The sequence below is a fragment of the Ensifer sp. 22460 genome (assembly GCF_052044935.1).
Lineage (GTDB): Bacteria > Pseudomonadota > Alphaproteobacteria > Rhizobiales > Rhizobiaceae > Ensifer.
Window position 1 is genome coordinate 20,764 of sequence record NZ_JBQENZ010000018.1, and the last position, 17,756, is coordinate 38,519.

Below are 17,756 nucleotides of genomic sequence, written 5' to 3' on the forward strand. Positions count from 1 at the left end.
AAGGGCGCTCAAATCGAAATCCACTGTGGAGAGGAAAGTAGAGATGTCCGGTGGACTACATCAACCGCCCTCCTCGACGCAAGCCGTCCAGTGCTAATTGCGTTCCAGTTCGGTCAGGAACGCCTTGAGTTCGCTTTCATCAATGCCAACGAGATGCCGCTGTTCCGGATAGACACCGGATCGGACATCCTCAGCAAATTCGGTAAACGCTCCGACCCGCTCACGCTGAAGGCGATCATATTCCGCCGCGAAGTTGCGATAAGTCTTAGCGTGGCGGGGCACGTGGCCACGGTTGCTGCCGAGCACGTCATCGGCGAACAGATATTGGGCGTCGCAGCCCGAGCCCGCCCCCATCGACAGCATCAGCATCGAAGTTCGCGCGTTGATCGCCGATGCGACGTCGCCAGGGACGACCTCGATTTCGGCAGCAAAGGCCCCAGCCTCCTCAAGCGCTTTGACCTGCCGCCAGATCTCGAGCGCGCTTGCGGCCGTCTTGCCGACTGCACGGAACCCACCGGTCCAGGTGGATTTGGACGGTATGAGCCCGACATGGCCGCAGACCGGAATGCCCTCTTCCCGCATACGCCGAACGGTCGAAAGACCAGCGGCGCAATAGACGGCGTCGCCGCCGGCTTTCAACGCCTTGAATGCCGCACGGATGTATTCTTCGGCCGAAACGTAGTCTCCATATTCGAGACCAGGAAAGGCAAAACAGGTCGGCGCCACTTCCCGAAACTGCGGCCCCAGAAGAGCCGACGGAACGGAGACGAGGTCAATGCCGGCAGCTTCCGCCGCTTCGGCTTCGTCAAGCGTTTCCACCCGCAACATTGTGAGCTGACGCTTGCCCTTCATTGAAAGGAGATCGGCAACGGTGGGGCGGCGGCTTTTCATGAGAAGTCTCCGATATCAGTGAGCAAGTAAGGGGTAGCAAAAGGCTTTCGCACTAGGCGGCAAGCAGGGCCTTGAGTTTGGTTTCTGGCGAAACGAGCGCCTGAGGATCGGGCCGTTTTCCGGCCGCGATCAGCATTTCCGCCAGCCGAATATCGCGCGCGACCACATTGTCTTGGCCGATGCCGGAGGCGGCAAGCAACCGCCCAGTGTCGTCGAGATGAAAAAGAATGAAGGCGCCCTCTGCGAGGTCGCGCCGCACGGTCGCGGCCGCTCCGTCTGCAAGTCCGGCAATCTGCAATGTCAGGTCATATTGATCGGACCAGAACCACGGCACGCTGGTGACCGTTTCGTTCGCGCCCAGCAGATTGCCGGCGACGAGCGTTCCTTGATCCTGTGCATTGCGCCAGGCCTCAAGACGAACCCGGCGGTCGCCATAGTGACACAGCGGATAGGAGCAGCAATCGCCGGCCGCGAAGATGTCGGGATCTGAAGTCCTGAGCGTCGCGTCGACGGCAATGCCATTATCCACCTGAAGGCCAGCGGCTTCTGCCAGCTCCGCGTTCGGCGACGCCCCGATGCCAACGACCAGGAAATCAGCATCGACCGATTGTCCGTTCGCAAGCAGGATACGCACGCCGCTCTGATCAGCATCGATGTGATCGATTTTCGTGTCGCAACGTATGTCGACGCCTTCCGTGCGGTGCCGCTCTGCCACAACGGTCGCGATCTCAGCCGGAACACCGCGCGAAAGGATGCGTGGCAGCCCTTCGATCAGGACGACGCCTGCACCGAGGCTGCGCGCGGTTGCCGCCAGTTCCAGCCCAATAAATCCGCCACCGATGATTGCAAGCCTTCGCCCGGGCATAAGTTCACGGCGGATCTCCTCGGCGTCGGCATGCGTTCTGAGAGTGCGAACACGCCGAGACGCTTCCTCTGCTCCGGATATCGTTCGCGCTCGGGCGCCGGTCGTCAGCAAGAGCCGATCGTAGGCGATGCTGCCACCGTCGACGAGTTCCACGCGCTTGGCGGCTCGGTCGATGGCCTTGACCGGGGTACCGGTCAGAACATCGATCCCGGAAGCAGCGTAGCGCTCGGCATCGGCGACATATTTCGGTTGAAGCTGGTCCCTGAGGCCATCCTTCGAAAGTGGCGGCCGTTCATAGGGAAGATGCGGCTCGGCGCCGATCAACGTGAGTGAGCCGTTGTAGCCCCTCTCCCTCAGGGCAAAGGCGGCTCTTGCGCCGCATTCGCCGGCACCAACAATGACGATTCCACCCATCTCAACCTCCCTGCCCGCTCTATGCTGAGTTTTTCGCGTTGAAGCCGCGATCAAGCGATCGCGATGAACACGCTTCCTGCCTCGACCTTCACCGGATAGGTCTTCAGGTTGACGCAGGCCGGTGCGTCCTTGGCCTGTCCCGTCTTATAGTTGAAGCGACCGTTGTGCTTCGGACATTCGATGATGTCGTCCATCACAAGGCCGTCGGCGAGATGGATGTGCTCGTGCGTGCAGAGCCCGTCGGTTGCGAAGTATTCGTCATCCGGGCTCCGATAGACCGCGAAGGTGCGTCCTTCGTGATCAAATCGGATGACGTCCTCTTCATCGATTTCGTCCGCCGCGCACACTTCAACCCAGTTCCCGCTCATGACTTCCTCCCATTTGCTAAGTTCGTTGGCTATTCGGCGGCGCGCACGATCGCGTCGCTGTGAAACTCTTCCCGGTAGGGCTTTGCCGTTGCCGGCAGTTCGCGCTTCAAGAAATAGTCCTCGTTGCGCAACTGCCGCAGGAAGGCCGGGATCATCTCGCGATAGCCATGCAGCATCGACGGGTTTGGCTCCGGCAGATCGTGCTTGACCATGGCGTGAAGCTTCGGAAGCGCGTGATAGGGCACCATCGGGAACATGTGGTGCTCCACATGGTAGTTCATGTTCCAATAGACGAAGCGGCTCACCGGGTTCATGTAAACCGTGCGGCTGTTCAGCCGATGGTCCGTCACGTTGTCGGCGAGGCCGCCATGCTGCAGCAGCCCGGTCAGCACATGGTGCCAGGCACCATAGAGCCGCGGCAGACCGATCAGCATCAGCGGCAGGATCGAACCGAGGTAGAGCGAGAGCACGATCGTTGCGGCGTAGATGACGAACCAGATTCGGGCAACGAGGATTGCCTTCGGCTGTTCCATTTCAGGGATGAATGTCGCCTCCTCGGCACTGATGATGCCAAGCGTGTTGCGAACCATGTCGATGATCGCGTGCCAGACATCGAGAATGCCGAAGAAGTTCAGGACGAGGCGCATGAGATCCGGCGGCCGCATGACGGCGATCTCAGGGTCGCGGCCGACGATGACCGTGTCTGTGTGGTGGCGCGTGTGGCTCCAGCGCCAGGTGACGGGATTGCGCATGATCATGAAGCAGGCGATCTGGTAGACGGCGTTGTTCATCCACATCGTCTTGAACGCGGTGCCATGCCCGCATTCGTGCCAGCGGCTGTCGGAGGCGGAACCGTAGAGAACGCCGTAGGCGAGGAAGAACGGAGCGGCCCACCAGGTGCCCCAGAAAGTGATGCCGAGCCCACCGAAAAGAACGAGGCAACCGAGCCAGATCGCGGTATCGCGGATGGCGGGTCCGTCCTCACGCTTCATCAGTTCCTTCATCTGCTTGCGCGGGACCTCCGTGTGATACCACTCGGCCGCCGAGAGGCCATTGGCGACAGCCGCCTGGGCATCGCGCCCAAGGAGACTGTAATCTCGCTTCGTTGGAACCATCGCCATTTGTTCTCCTCCCTGCGATCCGGCCAGTTTGGCCAGGAGCGTTCGATGTCGTGCAATGACGATAGGTTGACTTTTGCCAGGTCTCAATGCAGCAATGATATATTCTCTCAAATGCTCTCAAAAGCAGCATAACATTCGTGATGCAAACCTATCAGGAGAAGCGATGAGCAACCGTCCGACCATTGCCGACCTCGCACGCACCGCCGGCGTCAGCGTCGCGACCGTCGATCGCGTTCTGAACGGACGGCATCCGGTGCGAGAGGAGACTGCGCGCCGTGTCTACGAGGCAGCCAAGGCTATCGGCTACCATGCCGTTGGCCTCATCCGGCAGCGCGTCTTCGAAGATCTGCCGCAGTACAGACTTGGCTTTGTGCTGCAAAAGCCGGAGCAGTCCTTCTACAAAGCGGTTGCGAAGGAGATCGAAAACGCGGCGCTTTCGCTTTCAAACGCACGCGTGTTCGCCCAGATCGACTTCGTGGCAAATTCGACACCGACGGCGATTACGGAAAAGCTTCGTGCGACTGCGGCGAGAAACCAGGTGATTGCGCTCGTCGCTCCCGATTATCCGGCAGTGACGGCCGCGATCGAGGAGCTGAAGGAGCGCGGCGTTCCCGTCTTCTCGCTGCTTTCGGACTTCGCGGCCGGCGTGCGTGAGGGCTATGTCGGGCTCAACAACCACAAGGTCGGTCGCACCGCGGCGTGGATGATCGTCAAGGCAGCCAAACGCCCCGGCAAGGTCGCGGCCTTCGTCGGCAGCCACCGCTTCCTCGGCCACGAACTTCGAGAGATCGGGTTCCGCTCCTATTTTCGCGAGCATGCACCGGATTTCGAAGTGCTTGATACCATGGTCAATCTCGACACGGCCGAGATTACGCACGAGGCAACACTGAACCTTCTGCAACGTCACCCGGATCTGATCGGATTCTACGTCTGCGGAGGGGGGATGGAAGGTGCAATCTCGGCAATACGCGAGGAAAGGCTCGAAGGTAAGCTCATCGCCGTCGTCAACGAATTGACGCCGGAGTCGCGGGCGGCCCTTGGAGATGAGGTCGTCACATTGGCGATATCAACCCCAACCGCGACGCTTGCCCGCGAAACGATCAATCTGATGATCCAGGCCGTCGATAAAGGCCCGACAGGCGCCCCAGGGCAAACCTTTCTGCCATTTGACCTCTTTACCCCCGAGAACATTTAGGATGCGACTGGTTGGCGAGGCTGAAGGACATTACGCCTCGCGCCGCGTCCGCGCAATTTCCCCCACCAGGTGGTCGATAGCGGTCAGTGTGTCCAATTGTTCCCATGTCTCCGGGTGACGATAAACCGGATAGAGGCTTAATGCGGCAAAGGTGAGCTGATCGAGCGTTGGGCGCGAAGCCGACCTGCGGAGAAGCGCGTCGTCCGATGCCCTGCCGGATCGGTCGTCGGTAAGACCCCAGCCCGCATAAAATGGCGTTGCATAGCAACGAACAGGCAGTCCACGCAGAAGTGCATCGAAGCCCATTTGGCTGGAGACTGTCCAGACCTCATCAACGACGTCAAGGATTGAGGCCGCCGAAACTTTGTCCGCCATTAAGATGACGCCCGACGCCTTGGCTGCCCGCTCGGTCATGTAGCCGCGTCGGTGACCTGCAATAACGTCAGGATGGGTGCGGACAACGCATTGAGCGCCGCTATCGAGGCCGTCGTCCAGCATGCGTTGGAAGGACCGTTGCGACCCAAGCGCCTTTGCGACGGAGACATCCCCGTACACCTGATCCACGAGCAGTATCCTGCGCCGACCAGTGCGTTCGATGCGCGGGCTATGATGAGGCAGATTGTTGTATTTAGAAAGCTTGTAGCGCACCAGCGCCTCACGAATGGCCGCCCCTATGTCCGCTGGCGCCGTACGACCCGCTTCGGCGATCAGCAACTCTAGACGCGAGGCGCGACCCGCATCGACGGGTAGCGTCTTGTCGTCGATGACAATCGAGATGGGTACACTGCCTTCTTTGCCGAGCCCCACCGAGCGCAGGAAGCCGTCTTCGAGGTGCCAGTGTGGCAGACCTCTCAGGCTTGCGATGCGGTGAGCGGCCTTCGCCGGTAAGCGACCACCCCAAGAGACGATCCCATCGAGAGAAGGCGACAATGTCGAGTGAAGGGGCGCATTACCAAAGTAGTGCCGCAACCAGGGGAAAGCCTGATGCACAAAATAGGTCGCCCCGATCCTGGCACCCCATTTCGGATGCCAAGATCGCCCAGCCTCCAGATATACTTCGTCCAGTACTTTCATTCCGATGTCTCAAGCCGCGAAGTCCTCGACTTCCTGCGGCCAGAAACCATCTCACCTCCCAAAATGCAATTGCGAACTTGAATGCGCGGCCATTGGGAGCAATGTTGCCATGCTGGCAATCTCAACCCCAACAGCGACGCTTGCGCGCGAAACGGTCAATCTGATGATCCAGGCGATCGACAAGGGCCCGACGGGTGCCCCAGGGAAAACCTTCCTGCCCTTCGATCTCTTCACGCCTGAAAATATCTAGCGAAGGATGATAGAATCCAATCATTGACGAAAGGCAATATTGCAGCAATGCAAGTCCTTTGAGCCACTCGCTCTTTGACTGTCCTCCAGCAGTTGGTGAAATGTCTCCGACGCTGTAAATGGAATGAACGTTCTATTTGCAAAGCGTGACCCGTCCCACTGGAGGAGACATTCCCGTGACAACCCTGCCCTTCGCCCTCAATCATATGACGACGCCCGGCCTTCCGCTCGGCGCCTTCTTCGAACTTGCCAAATCCCTCGGGATCTCCTCCGTCGAGATCCGCAACGACCTCTCGGGCAATGCCATTTTCGACGGCACGCCCGCAAAGGACGTAGCGGCGCTTGCCAGTCGCAATGGCATTACGATCATCTCCATCAACGCCTTGCAGCGTTTCAATGAGTGGAATTCAGATCGGCAGAAAGAAGCCGAAGAGCTGATAACCTATGCGCGCGACTGCGGCGCCAAGGCCCTCGTCCTCGTGCCCGTCAACGACGGCTCCGGCCAGGCGGACGGCGAGCGACAGGCAAACCTTCGTGCAGCGCTTGCAGCGCTGAAACCGTTGCTCCAATCGGCCGGAATTATCGGCCTTGTCGAACCGCTGGGCTTCGAAATCTGCTCTCTGCGCTCGAAGACGGAGGCTGTCGAGGGGATCAAGGCGGTCGGAGGAGAAAGTACCTTCCGACTAGTGCACGATACGTTCCATCACCACCTCGCCGGCGAACCCGCAACCTATCCTGACATGACCGGGCTCGTGCATATTTCCGGCGTAACCGACGGTCGGGTCGCCGTTTCCGATCTGCGCGACTCGCATCGCGTTCTGGTCGATCAGGACGACCTTCTCGACAATGTCGGCCAGATCCGGCGCCTGCGCGCCGAGGGCTATGCAGGGCCGTTTTCCTTCGAACCGTTTGCCGCCGAGGTCCACGCGATCGCAGATCCAGTGGCTGCGATCAGGCAGAGTGTGGACCACATTCAAAGCCGGTTCTGATCCGCCGCGGCCTGGCTGCGGGAAAACGATGCGGGGCGCCGCAACAGGTCTTGACGGCGCCCACATAAAATGGAATACATATTCCGTAATCGCAATTAGCTGGTTCGTTTATTCCGTTTTATCCGAGGGCGTAACGGGAGTGACGCTTTCGATGTGAATGAGCGCAATCCGGCAAGGATTGCGCTCCCGGCAGGAGAAGGTGTCGCCGGGCACCATTGTGGAGGAGAGAGACAATGAAGAAATTCGTGCTGGGTACAGCGCTGGCCGTGATGATGTCGACGGCTGCGCATGCCGAGACCATCGGCGTGTCGATGGCCCTTTTCGATGACAACTTCCTAACGGTCTTGCGAAACGGCATGTCCGACTACGCCAAGACGCTCGACGGCGTCGAACTGCAGATCGAAGACGCGCAGAACGACGTCTCGAAGCAGCAGAGCCAGATCCAGAACTTCATCGCAGCCGGCGTGACCGCCATCATTGTCAACCCGGTCGATACCGATGCGACGGCAGCCATGTCGAAGATTGCAGCAGACGCCGGCGTTGCGCTCGTCTACGTTAACCGCGAGCCGGTCAACGTCGACACTCTGCCGGAAAAGCAGGCTTTCGTCGCGTCGAACGAACAGGAATCCGGCACGCTGCAGACGCAGGAAATCTGCAAGATGCTTGGCGGCAAGGGCAAGGCCGTCGTCATGATGGGCGAACTGTCCAACCAGGCCGCCCGTATGCGCACGAAGGACATTCACGACGTGCTCGCGACCGACCAGTGCAAGGGTATCGAGATCGTCGAGGAGCAGACGGCCAACTGGTCGCGTACGCAAGGGTCGGACCTTCTGACGAACTGGCTCTCGGCCGGCGTTGAATTCGATGCCGTCATTTCGAACAACGACGAAATGGCGATCGGCGCCATCCAGGCCCTGAAGGCCGCTGGCCGCTCGATGGACTCGGTCGTCGTCGGCGGCATCGACGCGACGCAGGACGCACTCGCCGCAATGGCTGCGGGCGACCTCGACGTAACCGTGTTCCAGAACGCAGCCGGCCAGGGCCAGGGCTCGGTCGATGCCGCACTGAAGCTCGCCAAGGGCGAAGCCGTCGACAAGAAGGTTTACATTCCCTTCGAGCTGGTGACTAAGGAAAACCTCGACAAGTATCAGGCCAAGAACTGATCGCCTGCAGCGGGAGCGCAGGATCACCTGCGCTCCCGCTCAAATATGCAAGTCCCGCTGCGGATGTCTGCGTCCTTTTGGATGCGACCTGCGATTAAATGGGCTGGTCACCCGCCAGCGATGAGGACTTTCCGCAACAGCCGGAAACGACGGGGGAGGCAAGGAAATGACGCTCAGTCCGACAACGATGGCAGCCGTGCGCGCCAGCGGCGCCGTGCCTAAGGCCGAATATCTTCTTTCGGCGGAAGGCATCCGCAAGGAATTCCCGGGCGTCGTCGCCCTTGACGACGTCGAGTTCAAGCTGAAGCGCGGCACGGTCCATGCGCTGATGGGTGAAAACGGCGCCGGCAAGTCGACGCTGATGAAGATCCTCGCCGGCATCTATACGCCCGACAAGGGCGACATCAGGTTGAAGGGCGTCGACATCCGACTGAAATCGCCGCTCGACGCGCTCGAAAACGGCATCGCGATGATCCATCAGGAACTGAATCTGATGCCGTTCATGACGGTGGCGGAAAACATCTGGATCCGCCGCGAACCGAAGAATCGCTTCGGCTTCGTCGACCACGGCGAGATGAACCGCATCACCGCTCGGCTGTTCGATCGCCTGAAGATCAAGATCGATCCGGAGATTGAGGTCCGCCATCTCTCCGTTGCGAACCGGCAGATGGTCGAGATCGCCAAGGCGGTCTCCTATGAATCCGACGTGCTGATCATGGACGAACCGACGTCAGCGCTGACCGAGCGCGAGGTCGCGCACCTCTTCGAGATCATCCGCGATCTGCGCGAACAAGGGATCGGCATCGTCTACATCACCCACAAGATGAACGAGCTCTTCGAAATCGCCGACGAGTTCTCGGTGTTTCGTGACGGCAAGTTCATCGGCACCCATGCCTCGAGCGACGTCACCCGCGACGACATCATCCGCATGATGGTCGGCCGTGAGATCACCCAGATGTTCCCGAAGGAGGAAGTGCCGATCGGCGACGTCGTCCTGTCGGTGAAGAACCTCGCGCTCGACGGCGTCTTTCGCGATGTCGCCTTCGATGTTCGCGCCGGCGAAATCCTCGGCATTGCCGGCCTCGTCGGTTCCGGCCGCTCGAACGTCGCCGAGACGCTCTTCGGCGTGACGCCGGCAAGTTCCGGCACGATTTCGATCGACGGAAAGACCCTTTCAATCAATAGCCCAAACACTGCAATCAGGCACCGCATGGCGTTCCTGACCGAGGACCGCAAGGACACCGGCTGTCTTCTGATCCTCGACATCCTCGAGAACATGCAGATCGCGGTGCTGCAGGATCGCTTCGTCAAGGGCGGCTTCGTTACCGAGAAACTGATTACCGCCGCCTGCGAAGAGATGAGCCGCAAGCTGCGCGTCAAGACGCCGAACCTGCAGGAGCGCATCGAAAACCTCTCCGGCGGCAACCAGCAGAAGGTGCTCATCGGCCGCTGGCTGCTCACCAATCCGCGCATCCTGATCCTCGACGAGCCGACACGTGGCATCGATGTCGGCGCCAAGGCGGAAATCCACCGCCTCGTCACCGAACTCGCACGCAATGGTGTCGCGGTCATCATGATTTCTTCGGAAATGCCAGAGGTGCTCGGCATGAGCGACCGCATCATGGTCATGCACGAGGGCCGCGTCACCGGCTTCCTCGACAGGGCGGAAGCAACCCAGATCAAGGTCATGGAGCTCGCCGCGAGTTGAGCGGGAAGCGACCCGACGAAAGGGAGGAATGAAAATGGATACCAATGTCGCCGCACAGGGCGCGAGCACACCGCTTACCGGCGCAAAGCGCCGCCTGCCCCCCGAATTCAACATCTTCCTCGTATTGATCGGCATTGCGCTGGTTTATGAGGTTCTTGGCTGGATCTTCGTCGGCCAGAGCTTCCTGATGAATCCACAGCGCCTGACAATCATGATCCTGCAGGTCTCGGTGATCGGCATCATCGCCGTCGGCGTCACGCAGGTCATCATCACAGGTGGCATCGACCTTTCCTCGGGCTCCGTCGTCGGCATGACGGCGATGATCTCCGCAAGCGTCGCTCAGGCCTCCACCTGGCCCCGCGCGCTCTATCCGTCGCTGACCGACATGCCGGCAATCGTCCCGATCGGGCTTGGCATTGGTATCGGCCTCCTAGCCGGCTTCATTAACGGCCAGCTCATTGCCCGCACGAAGATCCCGCCCTTCATCGCCACGCTCGGCATGATGGTGTCGGCACGCGGTATCTCCAAGTGGTACACCAAGGGCCAGCCGGTCTCGGGCCTCACCGAACAGTTCAACTTCATCGGCACCGGCATCTGGCCCGTCATCGTCTTCCTTGTCGTCGCGATCATCTTCCACATTGCGCTGCGCTACACGCGCTACGGCAAGTTTACCTATGCGATCGGCGCCAACGTCCAGGCGGCGCGCGTCTCGGGTATCAATGTCGAAACACACCTCATCAAGGTCTATGCCATTGCCGGCATGCTGGCTGGCCTCGCAGGCGTCGTCACCGCGGCCCGCGCCCAGACCGCTCAGGCAGGCATGGGTGTCATGTACGAACTGGACGCGATCGCCGCGACCGTCATCGGCGGCACCTCACTCACCGGCGGCGTCGGTCGCATCACCGGCACGGTGATCGGCACGATTATCCTCGGCGTCATGACCTCTGGTTTCACCTTCCTGCGTGTCGACGCCTACTACCAGGAAATCGTCAAGGGCCTGATTATCGTCGCGGCCGTGGTGATCGACGTCTACCGACAGAAAAACCGCAAGAAGGCTTGACGCTCAAAAGAATAACCCTCCTCCCAGTGAAGCCAACTGGCCGGGATGATGAAAATCATCTCGGCATTTTCTTTTTCGCCGGCAGGTATTTCGCCCGCCTTATGCCGTTTTCCACATATGCTTGGCGCGCACAGCTGCCCCGGCGCGCGCGCACTGGCAAAATCCCCGCCAATGCACTATATGGAAGGCATCCAAAACTATCGGAGACTTATCATGTTGTCGCAGCGCAAGCTTGCGAGCCAGTTTCAGCCGCGTTTCGTTCTACAGCTTTGGAACGCGATGCTGCGGGTACAGACCCGCGAGACAGCTTCCCTCTTCGGCCACCGCGGCCGCTAAGCAAGACAATTTAAAGTGCCGCAACCATTCGGGCGTGTCGACCTGACCGCTTGCAGATGGTGTTGCTCATCCGGCCCGCAATCGCGGCGCCGGACAGAGCCGGACCGATAGCGCCCATCTGTGACTACCCCGCCGGAAAGAGGATGGTCACCTTGAGGCCTCGTCCGTCGGCCCCCTCGCTAAGACGGGTCGTCGCGCCGTAGAGTTCGGCAATCTCCTCGACGATCGGCAGACCAAGCCCCGATCCCGGCGCTTCGCTGCCTCCGCGCTCGAAGCGACGGAGCACCGATTCGCGCATTTCGGGCCGAATTCCCGGCCCGTTATCCTCCACCTCGAGCGACACCGAACCGCCTTCGGCGCGTACGCGCGTCGTCACCTCTGCACCCCGGCCGGCATAGAGCAAGGCGTTGTCGATCAGGTTCTTCAGCATTTCAGCCACCAGCAGCGGCTCGGCGCGAATGAAGGCTTCGCCGTCGCCGTCGAAACCGAGATCGATATGCGCTTCGCCTGCTGCGGGTACATGCTCTGCCGTGATCTCCCGCACGAGATCGACGAGATCGACGCGCCCCAGCATCCGCGCCTCGTTCTTCCCGGCCGCGTCGATTTTCGCCATCAGCAGCAATTGGCCCAGGATGCGTTCGGCATTGGCGACCGCTTCATCGGCCTTTTTCACCGCGCCATGAGTTTCCTCGATTGACCCTGCGCGCTGCGCCAGGGCGAGTTGGGTTCGAATAATCGCAAGCGGCGTGCGGAGTTGATGGCTGGCGTTGCCTGTGAAATTGCGCAGCGCGTCGAGGGCCGACTGCAGGCGTCCCATGAATGAGTTGACGGTATCGACGAGCCCCTGGACTTCGTTCGGTACCCGTTCTCCGATCGGGTGCAGATCATCCGGATTACGCTCCGAAATCGCATCGCCGAGCCGGTAGAGCGGGCGCAGCGAAAACGTGACTGCGATCCAGACGATGACTGCAGCGCCGGCGATCATCATGCCGAGGCGCAGCGCCGAGCGGAAGAGGATGGTCTGCGCCAGTTGCCGTCGCGCGATCGTCGTTTCGGCAACGGTCACGACAAAGGGTACCGAATTGATCCCGGTCGAGGCGGAACGGCGAAGCGCTGCGATGCGGATTGGTTCACCGCGGAAGGTCGAATCCGCAAAGGTCGTGGATGTCCCCGGCTCTTCCGCAAGCGACGGCAACGTCTGGTAACCCGTGATGAACTGGCCGGGCGGTCCGTCGACCCTGTAGAAAACGCGGTCCTGCGCCGCAGAGGTCAACATCTCCAGGGCAACATAGGGAATATCGACCTCGAGCGAGCCATCCTCCGCGACGACCACGCGCTCCGCGATCGCCAACGCGGAGCCGGCGAGCACGCGGTCGGAGACAACGTTGGCGGTCGTCACAGCCTCGCGGTAGGTGTCCATGAGCGCAATGACGCCGATGACGACCGTCGAGATCAGTAGCCAGCCAAGCAGGCGCCGGCGGAGGGAGTAGACCGCCGCCTTCATTCCGGCCCGGCCATCTTGTCAAGGTAGTAGCCGATGCCGCGGGCCGTGCGAACTGTGAGGCCATGCGGCGCCAGCCGCTTGCGCAGCCGACTGACATATTGCTCGATCGCGTTGGAGCTCAAATCATCGTCGAAGCCAGTCAGCGACTGCATGATCGCGTCCTTGGCAACCACCTTGCCGGCGCGCATGAACAGGAGTTCGAGAAGCCCGAGTTCGCGCGCCGGGATCTCGATCGGCACGCCACCCGAGGAGAAGCTGCGCGTATTGAGATCGAGCGAAACATTGCCATAGCTCACAGTGGATGCCCTGAGCCCCGCCTGCCGGCGCAGCAACACGCGCACCCGCGCTTCAAGTTCGCCAACGTCGAACGGCTTGATCATATAATCGTCGGCGCCGAGATCGAGACCCTTGATCCGCTCCTCGGGCGCCCCCCGTGCCGTAAGGATCAGCACGGCCGCGCGGTTCTGCCGGGCACGCATCGCCCGCAAGACGTCGAGCCCGTCCATCTCCGGCAGGTTGAGATCGAGAATGACAAGATCGAAGGTTTCAGTTGCAGCAACCGCATGCGCCGACGCGCCATCACTGACAACGTCGACGGCGTAGCCACTGCCACGCAAAATGGCAGACAGGCCCTCGGCCAGGTCCTGGTTGTCCTCAACAAGCAAGATACGCAAATATCGTCACTCCCCGATCCACCTTATCCGGCAACACCTTGCTTGTGAACGGTGACACGCTGAGGCATTGTGGATTCATGCGGTTCTTGATTTCTCTTCTTTTTTTTGCACTTTGCCCCCGGCTGCTCCTTGCGGCGCCAATCATATTTCCAGCCCTTTCCGGCAACTCCGATGCGCGCACGCTGGTGGTTTATTCCTCGCTCGATGAGCCTCTCGCCAAGCCGATGATCATCGGCTTCCAGAGGGCCAATCCGGATGTCACTGTGCGCTACGAAGACATGCTGACCGGCGAGATCTACGACCGCATCATCAAGGAGACGGATGCCGGAATGAAGACGGCGGACTTCGCCTTTTCTTCCGCCATGGATCTGCAAGTCAAGCTCAGCAACGATGGCTATGCCCAGCGCAGCGACCTGCCGATGAGCGACCGCTGGCCCGCATGGGCAAACTGGCGCAACACGGCCTATGCGCTCACCTTCGAGCCGGCCGTCTTCGTCTATCATAAGCCGAGTTTCACGACGGAAAAACCACCGTCCACGCGTTCCGAATTCGTCGATTACCTCAAGCGCCAGGGCGCCAACGTCTTCGGCCGCATCGGGACCTACGACATCGAGCGCTCCGGCGTCGGCTTCCTCTTCATGGCACGTGACCAGGAGCAGTTCGGCGATATCTGGGATGTGATCCAGGCAATGGGTGCCGCTGGCGTCAAGCTCTACTCCACCAGTGAGGCCATCCTTGAGCGGGTGGCCGACGGGCGCTTCGTGCTCGGCTATAACATCCTCGGCTCCTATGCCGCGGACTGGGCAGCGCGGCATCCGGATGTCGGGATCGTGCTGCCCAAGGACTACACGGTGGTGATGTCGCGAATTGGCCTCGTTCCCCAGGCCTCGGCTTCTCCGGACCTCGGACGCCGCTATCTCGAATTCTTCATGTCCAAGGAAGGACAGACGATCATGGCGCGAGAACTGCAGATCGCCGCCGTCAGCCCAGAGGTCGCCGGAGAAAATACCGCAAACACCATGCAGGAAATGTTGGGCGCTCAATTGCGCCCGGTTCCCGTCAGCCCCGGACTGATGGTCTATCTTGACCAGGTAAAGCGCTCGCGTCTGATTGCCAAATGGAACGAGGTCCTGCGGCTCCACTGAAATCAGGGCGCGCGCCAATTCGGCGGCGCCCTGAGTGGGAAAGTCAGGCTTTCTTCCTGGAGGGGCCGCTACGTTCGGCTTGTACCGACAGGTTCAGATCCACGGCAGCTCGAATGAGGGCCTTCAATGCGTCCTCATCGATCCTTTGGCCCTCCTGGATATCGATCGCTCGCCGGGTATTGCCGTCGAGGCTTGAATTGAAGAGACCCGAGGGATCTTCCAGTGATGCGCCCTTGGCGAAGGTCATCTTGACCACCGCCTTGTAGGTTTCGCCTGTACAGATGATCCCCGCATGTTCCCAAACCGGAACGCCTCTCCATTTCCATTCCTCGACGACCTCGGGGTCGACCTCTTTGATGAGCTTCCGAACCCGCCCAAGCATCTTTCCCCGCCAGTCGCCCAGTTCAGCTATCCTGGCATCGATCCGTTCGGAGGCGGGCGCTTGTCCCTCGACCGCATCATTCTTCGTCATCGTTCCCGTCACTTTCTTCATCCGATCATCTCCACACAGGTATCCACAAATCACGCCGGGTGCGCTCTGCACAACGTCACGACATTCCGCTCACATACGTTCGCCGGGCAATTGGCTAGCTTGTTTTACCCAATCGCTGAATTGCGCCTCATCGATCTCGTCCTTCTCATCGATATGGAAATAGCGCGCATTCTCCATCTTGGATTCGACGGGTGGCGGCGGGCTGAGGGACGCGCCATTGAAGAACGCGACCTTGATGTATTTCGCAAAGCAGTGAACGCCGAGGAACCATCCGTCGCCCTCCATGCCATAGAGCGGCGAATTCCACTTCACGGCCTTTTGTGCTTTCGGGACGGCGCGCATGATGAGATTGTCGAGATGGCGCCCAACGGCGCTCTTCCAGCCCGGCATGGCGGCGATATAGGCCTGCACCGGCGCATCGCCATAGCCCTTGGCGATCTGGGGATTGCCGCCTGAAAGCAATTTCGGCTGCTCTGCAACCGCCTGTCCCCACTCCTCTTTTTCGCCTTCCTTTTTGGCTGACGCTCGCCTCCGCGTGGCGTTACTTTTTGCTGGTCGCTTCGATGTCCCATTGGCGATCTTGGAGTTGGCTGTCTTGGTCATTGCTCCATCCTTCCGAACAGGTCTCGGGGCGAACAGGTCTCGGGTTGGTCGGGCGTGACACTACCACAGCTTGCCGTTCTCGCGATATCGCTGCCATCATACGTGGAACCGGCACCTCGGCGCCGAGGTTGCGATTCGCCCATTTCCCGGTGGATCAACCTCTCCGAACTCGGCCACCGAGGCTGACAGAGGCTATCTCCCTCGTTGGCGCGGCCCAGAATCTAAGATTTCGTAAACGTCACGCACCGAAAAGCGCATTCGGGGCTTGATGTCAGCTAAATGTCAGCTTTCTATGGTGGCTTAGGGTCACTGGCACCCGTGGAGGCGGGTCGCCGGTTGCGCACTGGGAGGAAGCCACCAATCCGGTCAAGCGACAAGGGTCGAAAGAACCCGTCGCCGTCTTCCCGTCCGCACTGAGCAACAACGTGCGCGGTGAAAACGCGCCTCACGGAGGACTGACCTTGAAACACTTTTTCCTCGCAACGATTCTCGCCGGCGCCATGTCGCTGCCGGCTGTTGCCGCTGATTACACCATCATCGCGCCGGCGAACCCGGGCGGTGGCTGGGACCAGACGGCCCGTTCGCTTCAGACCGTCATGCAGCAGGAAGGCATCTCCGGCAACGTTCAGGTTCAGAACGTGCCGGGCGCCGGCGGCACCATCGGCCTCGCGCAGTTCGCGAGCCAGCAGAAGGGCAACCCGAACGCCCTGATCGTCGGCGGCTATGTCATGGTCGGCGCGATCCTGACCAACAAGTCGCCGGTCACGCTCAAGGATGTCACGCCGATTGCACGCCTCACCGGCGAGTATGAAGCGATCGTCGTTCCGGCTGCTTCGGAGATCAAGACGATGGCTGACCTTGTCGCAGCCCTGAAGAAGGACCCGGGTGCGGTATCCTGGGCTGGCGGCTCGGCCGGTGGTACCGACCACATCGCCGTTGGCCTGATTGCCAAGGCTGCCGGGGTCGACCCGACCAAGATCAACTACATCGCCTATTCGGGCGGCGGTGAAGCACTTGCTGCAATTCTCGGCAGCCAGGTGACGGCTGGTGTATCGGGCTACGGTGAATTCGAATCGCAGATCAAGGCCGGCACGCTTCGTCTGCTCGCAGTATCCGGTCCAGAGCGCATCGCGGGCGTAGAAGCCCCGACGCTGAAGGAATCGGGTCTCGACGTCGTCGTCGAAAACTGGCGCATGGTCGCAGCCGCTCCGGGCCTGTCGGACGAGCAGAAGGCTGCCGTCTCGGCCGATATCGAGAAGCTTGCGAAGTCCGCCGGCTGGCAGGAAGTTCTGAAGACCAAGGGCTGGCAGGACAGCTATCTCGCCGGTGATGCCTTCAACGCCCAGCTCGACAAGGACGTTGCGGCAACCGAAGGTGTTCTCAAGGACATTGGACTGGTGAAATGACCAAGGGGCATTACCCTTCAACCGCAACGCGTCGCCCGGATCGGGCGGCGCTCTTCATCGCGGTGGTTCTCGCCGCTATCGCTGGCCTCATTTTTTGGGATGTGTCGCGCTTGGCAGGCGCTGCCGGCTACTCCCAGGTCGGACCGACGACGGTCCCCTATGCGATCGCCTGCTGTCTTCTGGCTCTCGCTATCTGGACGGGCTTCGAAGCGTTTCGCGGCGATTTTCCGGAGCGTGAACGCCAGGAGATTGCTCCGGTCATCTGGATCGTTGGCGGCCTTGCTGCCCAGATGCTCCTGCTGAACGTCGCGGGCTTTTCGATCGCCACCGGCATTCTGTTCGCGCTGACCGCACGCGGTTTCGGCAAACGCAAGCTTTGGTTTTCTCTCCCCGTCGGCATCGTGCTCTGTTTCGTCGTCTGGGTGATTTTCGCCAAGCTCCTGCAACTGTCGCTGCCCGCGGGGCCGCTTGAACGCCTGTTCTTTTAAGAGGGCCGAC

General features: G+C 60.6%; 19 protein-coding genes. 10 read left to right on the forward strand and 9 right to left on the reverse strand.

Annotated elements, in window-relative coordinates:
• Positions 1-93: 93 nt before the first annotated feature.
• From ACTJKM_RS21535 to ACTJKM_RS21550, 4 genes are read right to left on the reverse strand one after another with little or no spacing between them, the layout of a single operon-like run.
• On the reverse strand, positions 94-891 hold the full coding sequence (locus tag ACTJKM_RS21535; RefSeq protein ID WP_440660817.1) for a 3-methyl-2-oxobutanoate hydroxymethyltransferase: 798 nt from the start codon (positions 889-891) through the stop codon (positions 94-96).
• Between the two features lie 52 nt (positions 892-943).
• Positions 944-2,170, reverse strand: a complete 1,227-nt coding sequence (locus ACTJKM_RS21540; protein ID WP_440660819.1) for an NAD(P)/FAD-dependent oxidoreductase — start codon at positions 2,168-2,170, stop codon at positions 944-946.
• Between the two features lie 50 nt (positions 2,171-2,220).
• Positions 2,221-2,538: a MocE family 2Fe-2S type ferredoxin gene (locus ACTJKM_RS21545; protein ID WP_440660820.1), complete on the reverse strand. Its 318-nt coding sequence runs from the start codon at positions 2,536-2,538 to the stop codon at positions 2,221-2,223.
• A gap of 29 nt (positions 2,539-2,567) precedes the next feature.
• The gene (locus ACTJKM_RS21550) at positions 2,568-3,659 is read right to left on the reverse strand and encodes a fatty acid desaturase family protein (protein ID WP_440660822.1); all 1,092 of its coding nucleotides are present in this window, start codon (positions 3,657-3,659) and stop codon (positions 2,568-2,570) included.
• A 163-nt stretch (positions 3,660-3,822) separates the two neighbouring features.
• Here ACTJKM_RS21550 and ACTJKM_RS21555 point away from each other — a divergent pair, with 163 nt between their 5' ends.
• Complete coding sequence (locus ACTJKM_RS21555; protein ID WP_440660824.1) at positions 3,823-4,854, forward strand: LacI family DNA-binding transcriptional regulator; 1,032 nt, start codon at positions 3,823-3,825, stop codon at positions 4,852-4,854.
• A 30-nt stretch (positions 4,855-4,884) separates the two neighbouring features.
• On the opposite strand, the gene ACTJKM_RS21560 is transcribed toward ACTJKM_RS21555, so the two are convergent.
• Positions 4,885-5,928: a capsular polysaccharide export protein, LipB/KpsS family gene (locus tag ACTJKM_RS21560; RefSeq protein ID WP_440660825.1), complete on the reverse strand. Its 1,044-nt coding sequence runs from the start codon at positions 5,926-5,928 to the stop codon at positions 4,885-4,887.
• Between the two features lie 109 nt (positions 5,929-6,037).
• Here ACTJKM_RS21560 and ACTJKM_RS21565 point away from each other — a divergent pair, with 109 nt between their 5' ends.
• From ACTJKM_RS21565 to ACTJKM_RS21590, 6 genes are all read left to right on the forward strand, one after another.
• On the forward strand, positions 6,038-6,178 hold the full coding sequence (locus ACTJKM_RS21565; protein WP_440660827.1) for a hypothetical protein: 141 nt from the start codon (positions 6,038-6,040) through the stop codon (positions 6,176-6,178).
• Positions 6,179-6,353: 175 nt separating this feature from the next.
• On the forward strand, positions 6,354-7,166 hold the full coding sequence (locus ACTJKM_RS21570; protein ID WP_440660829.1) for a TIM barrel protein: 813 nt from the start codon (positions 6,354-6,356) through the stop codon (positions 7,164-7,166).
• 233 nt (positions 7,167-7,399) lie between these two features.
• Positions 7,400-8,329 (forward strand): sugar ABC transporter substrate-binding protein, encoded by a 930-nt coding sequence (locus ACTJKM_RS21575; RefSeq protein ID WP_065372923.1) that lies wholly within the window; start codon positions 7,400-7,402, stop codon positions 8,327-8,329.
• A gap of 166 nt (positions 8,330-8,495) precedes the next feature.
• Complete coding sequence (locus ACTJKM_RS21580; RefSeq protein WP_440660830.1) at positions 8,496-10,037, forward strand: sugar ABC transporter ATP-binding protein; 1,542 nt, start codon at positions 8,496-8,498, stop codon at positions 10,035-10,037.
• A gap of 34 nt (positions 10,038-10,071) precedes the next feature.
• The gene (locus ACTJKM_RS21585; protein ID WP_440660831.1) at positions 10,072-11,097 is read left to right on the forward strand and encodes an ABC transporter permease; all 1,026 of its coding nucleotides are present in this window, start codon (positions 10,072-10,074) and stop codon (positions 11,095-11,097) included.
• Positions 11,098-11,142: 45 nt separating this feature from the next.
• The gene (locus ACTJKM_RS21590; protein WP_440660832.1) at positions 11,143-11,433 is read left to right on the forward strand and encodes a hypothetical protein; all 291 of its coding nucleotides are present in this window, start codon (positions 11,143-11,145) and stop codon (positions 11,431-11,433) included.
• 124 nt (positions 11,434-11,557) lie between these two features.
• On the opposite strand, the gene ACTJKM_RS21595 is transcribed toward ACTJKM_RS21590, so the two are convergent.
• Positions 11,558-12,937: a sensor histidine kinase gene (locus ACTJKM_RS21595; protein WP_440660833.1), complete on the reverse strand. Its 1,380-nt coding sequence runs from the start codon at positions 12,935-12,937 to the stop codon at positions 11,558-11,560.
• Positions 12,934-13,611, reverse strand: coding sequence for a response regulator (locus tag ACTJKM_RS21600; RefSeq protein ID WP_057251404.1), 678 nt, complete (start codon positions 13,609-13,611; stop codon positions 12,934-12,936). Before ACTJKM_RS21600 ends, ACTJKM_RS21595 begins: the two co-directional genes overlap by 4 nt.
• A 77-nt stretch (positions 13,612-13,688) precedes the next feature.
• Between ACTJKM_RS21600 and ACTJKM_RS21605 the strand changes: the two genes are divergently transcribed.
• Positions 13,689-14,756, forward strand: a complete 1,068-nt coding sequence (locus ACTJKM_RS21605; RefSeq protein WP_440660834.1) for an ABC transporter substrate-binding protein — start codon at positions 13,689-13,691, stop codon at positions 14,754-14,756.
• A gap of 43 nt (positions 14,757-14,799) precedes the next feature.
• Here the strand turns inward: ACTJKM_RS21605 and ACTJKM_RS21610 are convergent, their stop codons facing one another.
• Both ACTJKM_RS21610 and ACTJKM_RS21615 read right to left on the reverse strand, forming a co-directional pair.
• On the reverse strand, positions 14,800-15,249 hold the full coding sequence (locus ACTJKM_RS21610; protein WP_440660835.1) for a DUF1801 domain-containing protein: 450 nt from the start codon (positions 15,247-15,249) through the stop codon (positions 14,800-14,802).
• Positions 15,250-15,318: 69 nt separating this feature from the next.
• A complete protein-coding gene (locus ACTJKM_RS21615; protein ID WP_440660836.1) occupies positions 15,319-15,852 on the reverse strand; it encodes a DUF1801 domain-containing protein in 534 nt (177 codons plus the stop codon).
• Between the two features lie 461 nt (positions 15,853-16,313).
• Between ACTJKM_RS21615 and ACTJKM_RS21620 the strand changes: the two genes are divergently transcribed.
• Positions 16,314-17,258 (forward strand): Bug family tripartite tricarboxylate transporter substrate binding protein, encoded by a 945-nt coding sequence (locus ACTJKM_RS21620; protein WP_440660837.1) that lies wholly within the window; start codon positions 16,314-16,316, stop codon positions 17,256-17,258.
• On the forward strand, positions 17,255-17,746 hold the full coding sequence (locus ACTJKM_RS21625) for a tripartite tricarboxylate transporter TctB family protein (protein ID WP_440660838.1): 492 nt from the start codon (positions 17,255-17,257) through the stop codon (positions 17,744-17,746). Before ACTJKM_RS21620 ends, ACTJKM_RS21625 begins: the two co-directional genes overlap by 4 nt.
• Positions 17,747-17,756 lie beyond the last annotated feature (10 nt).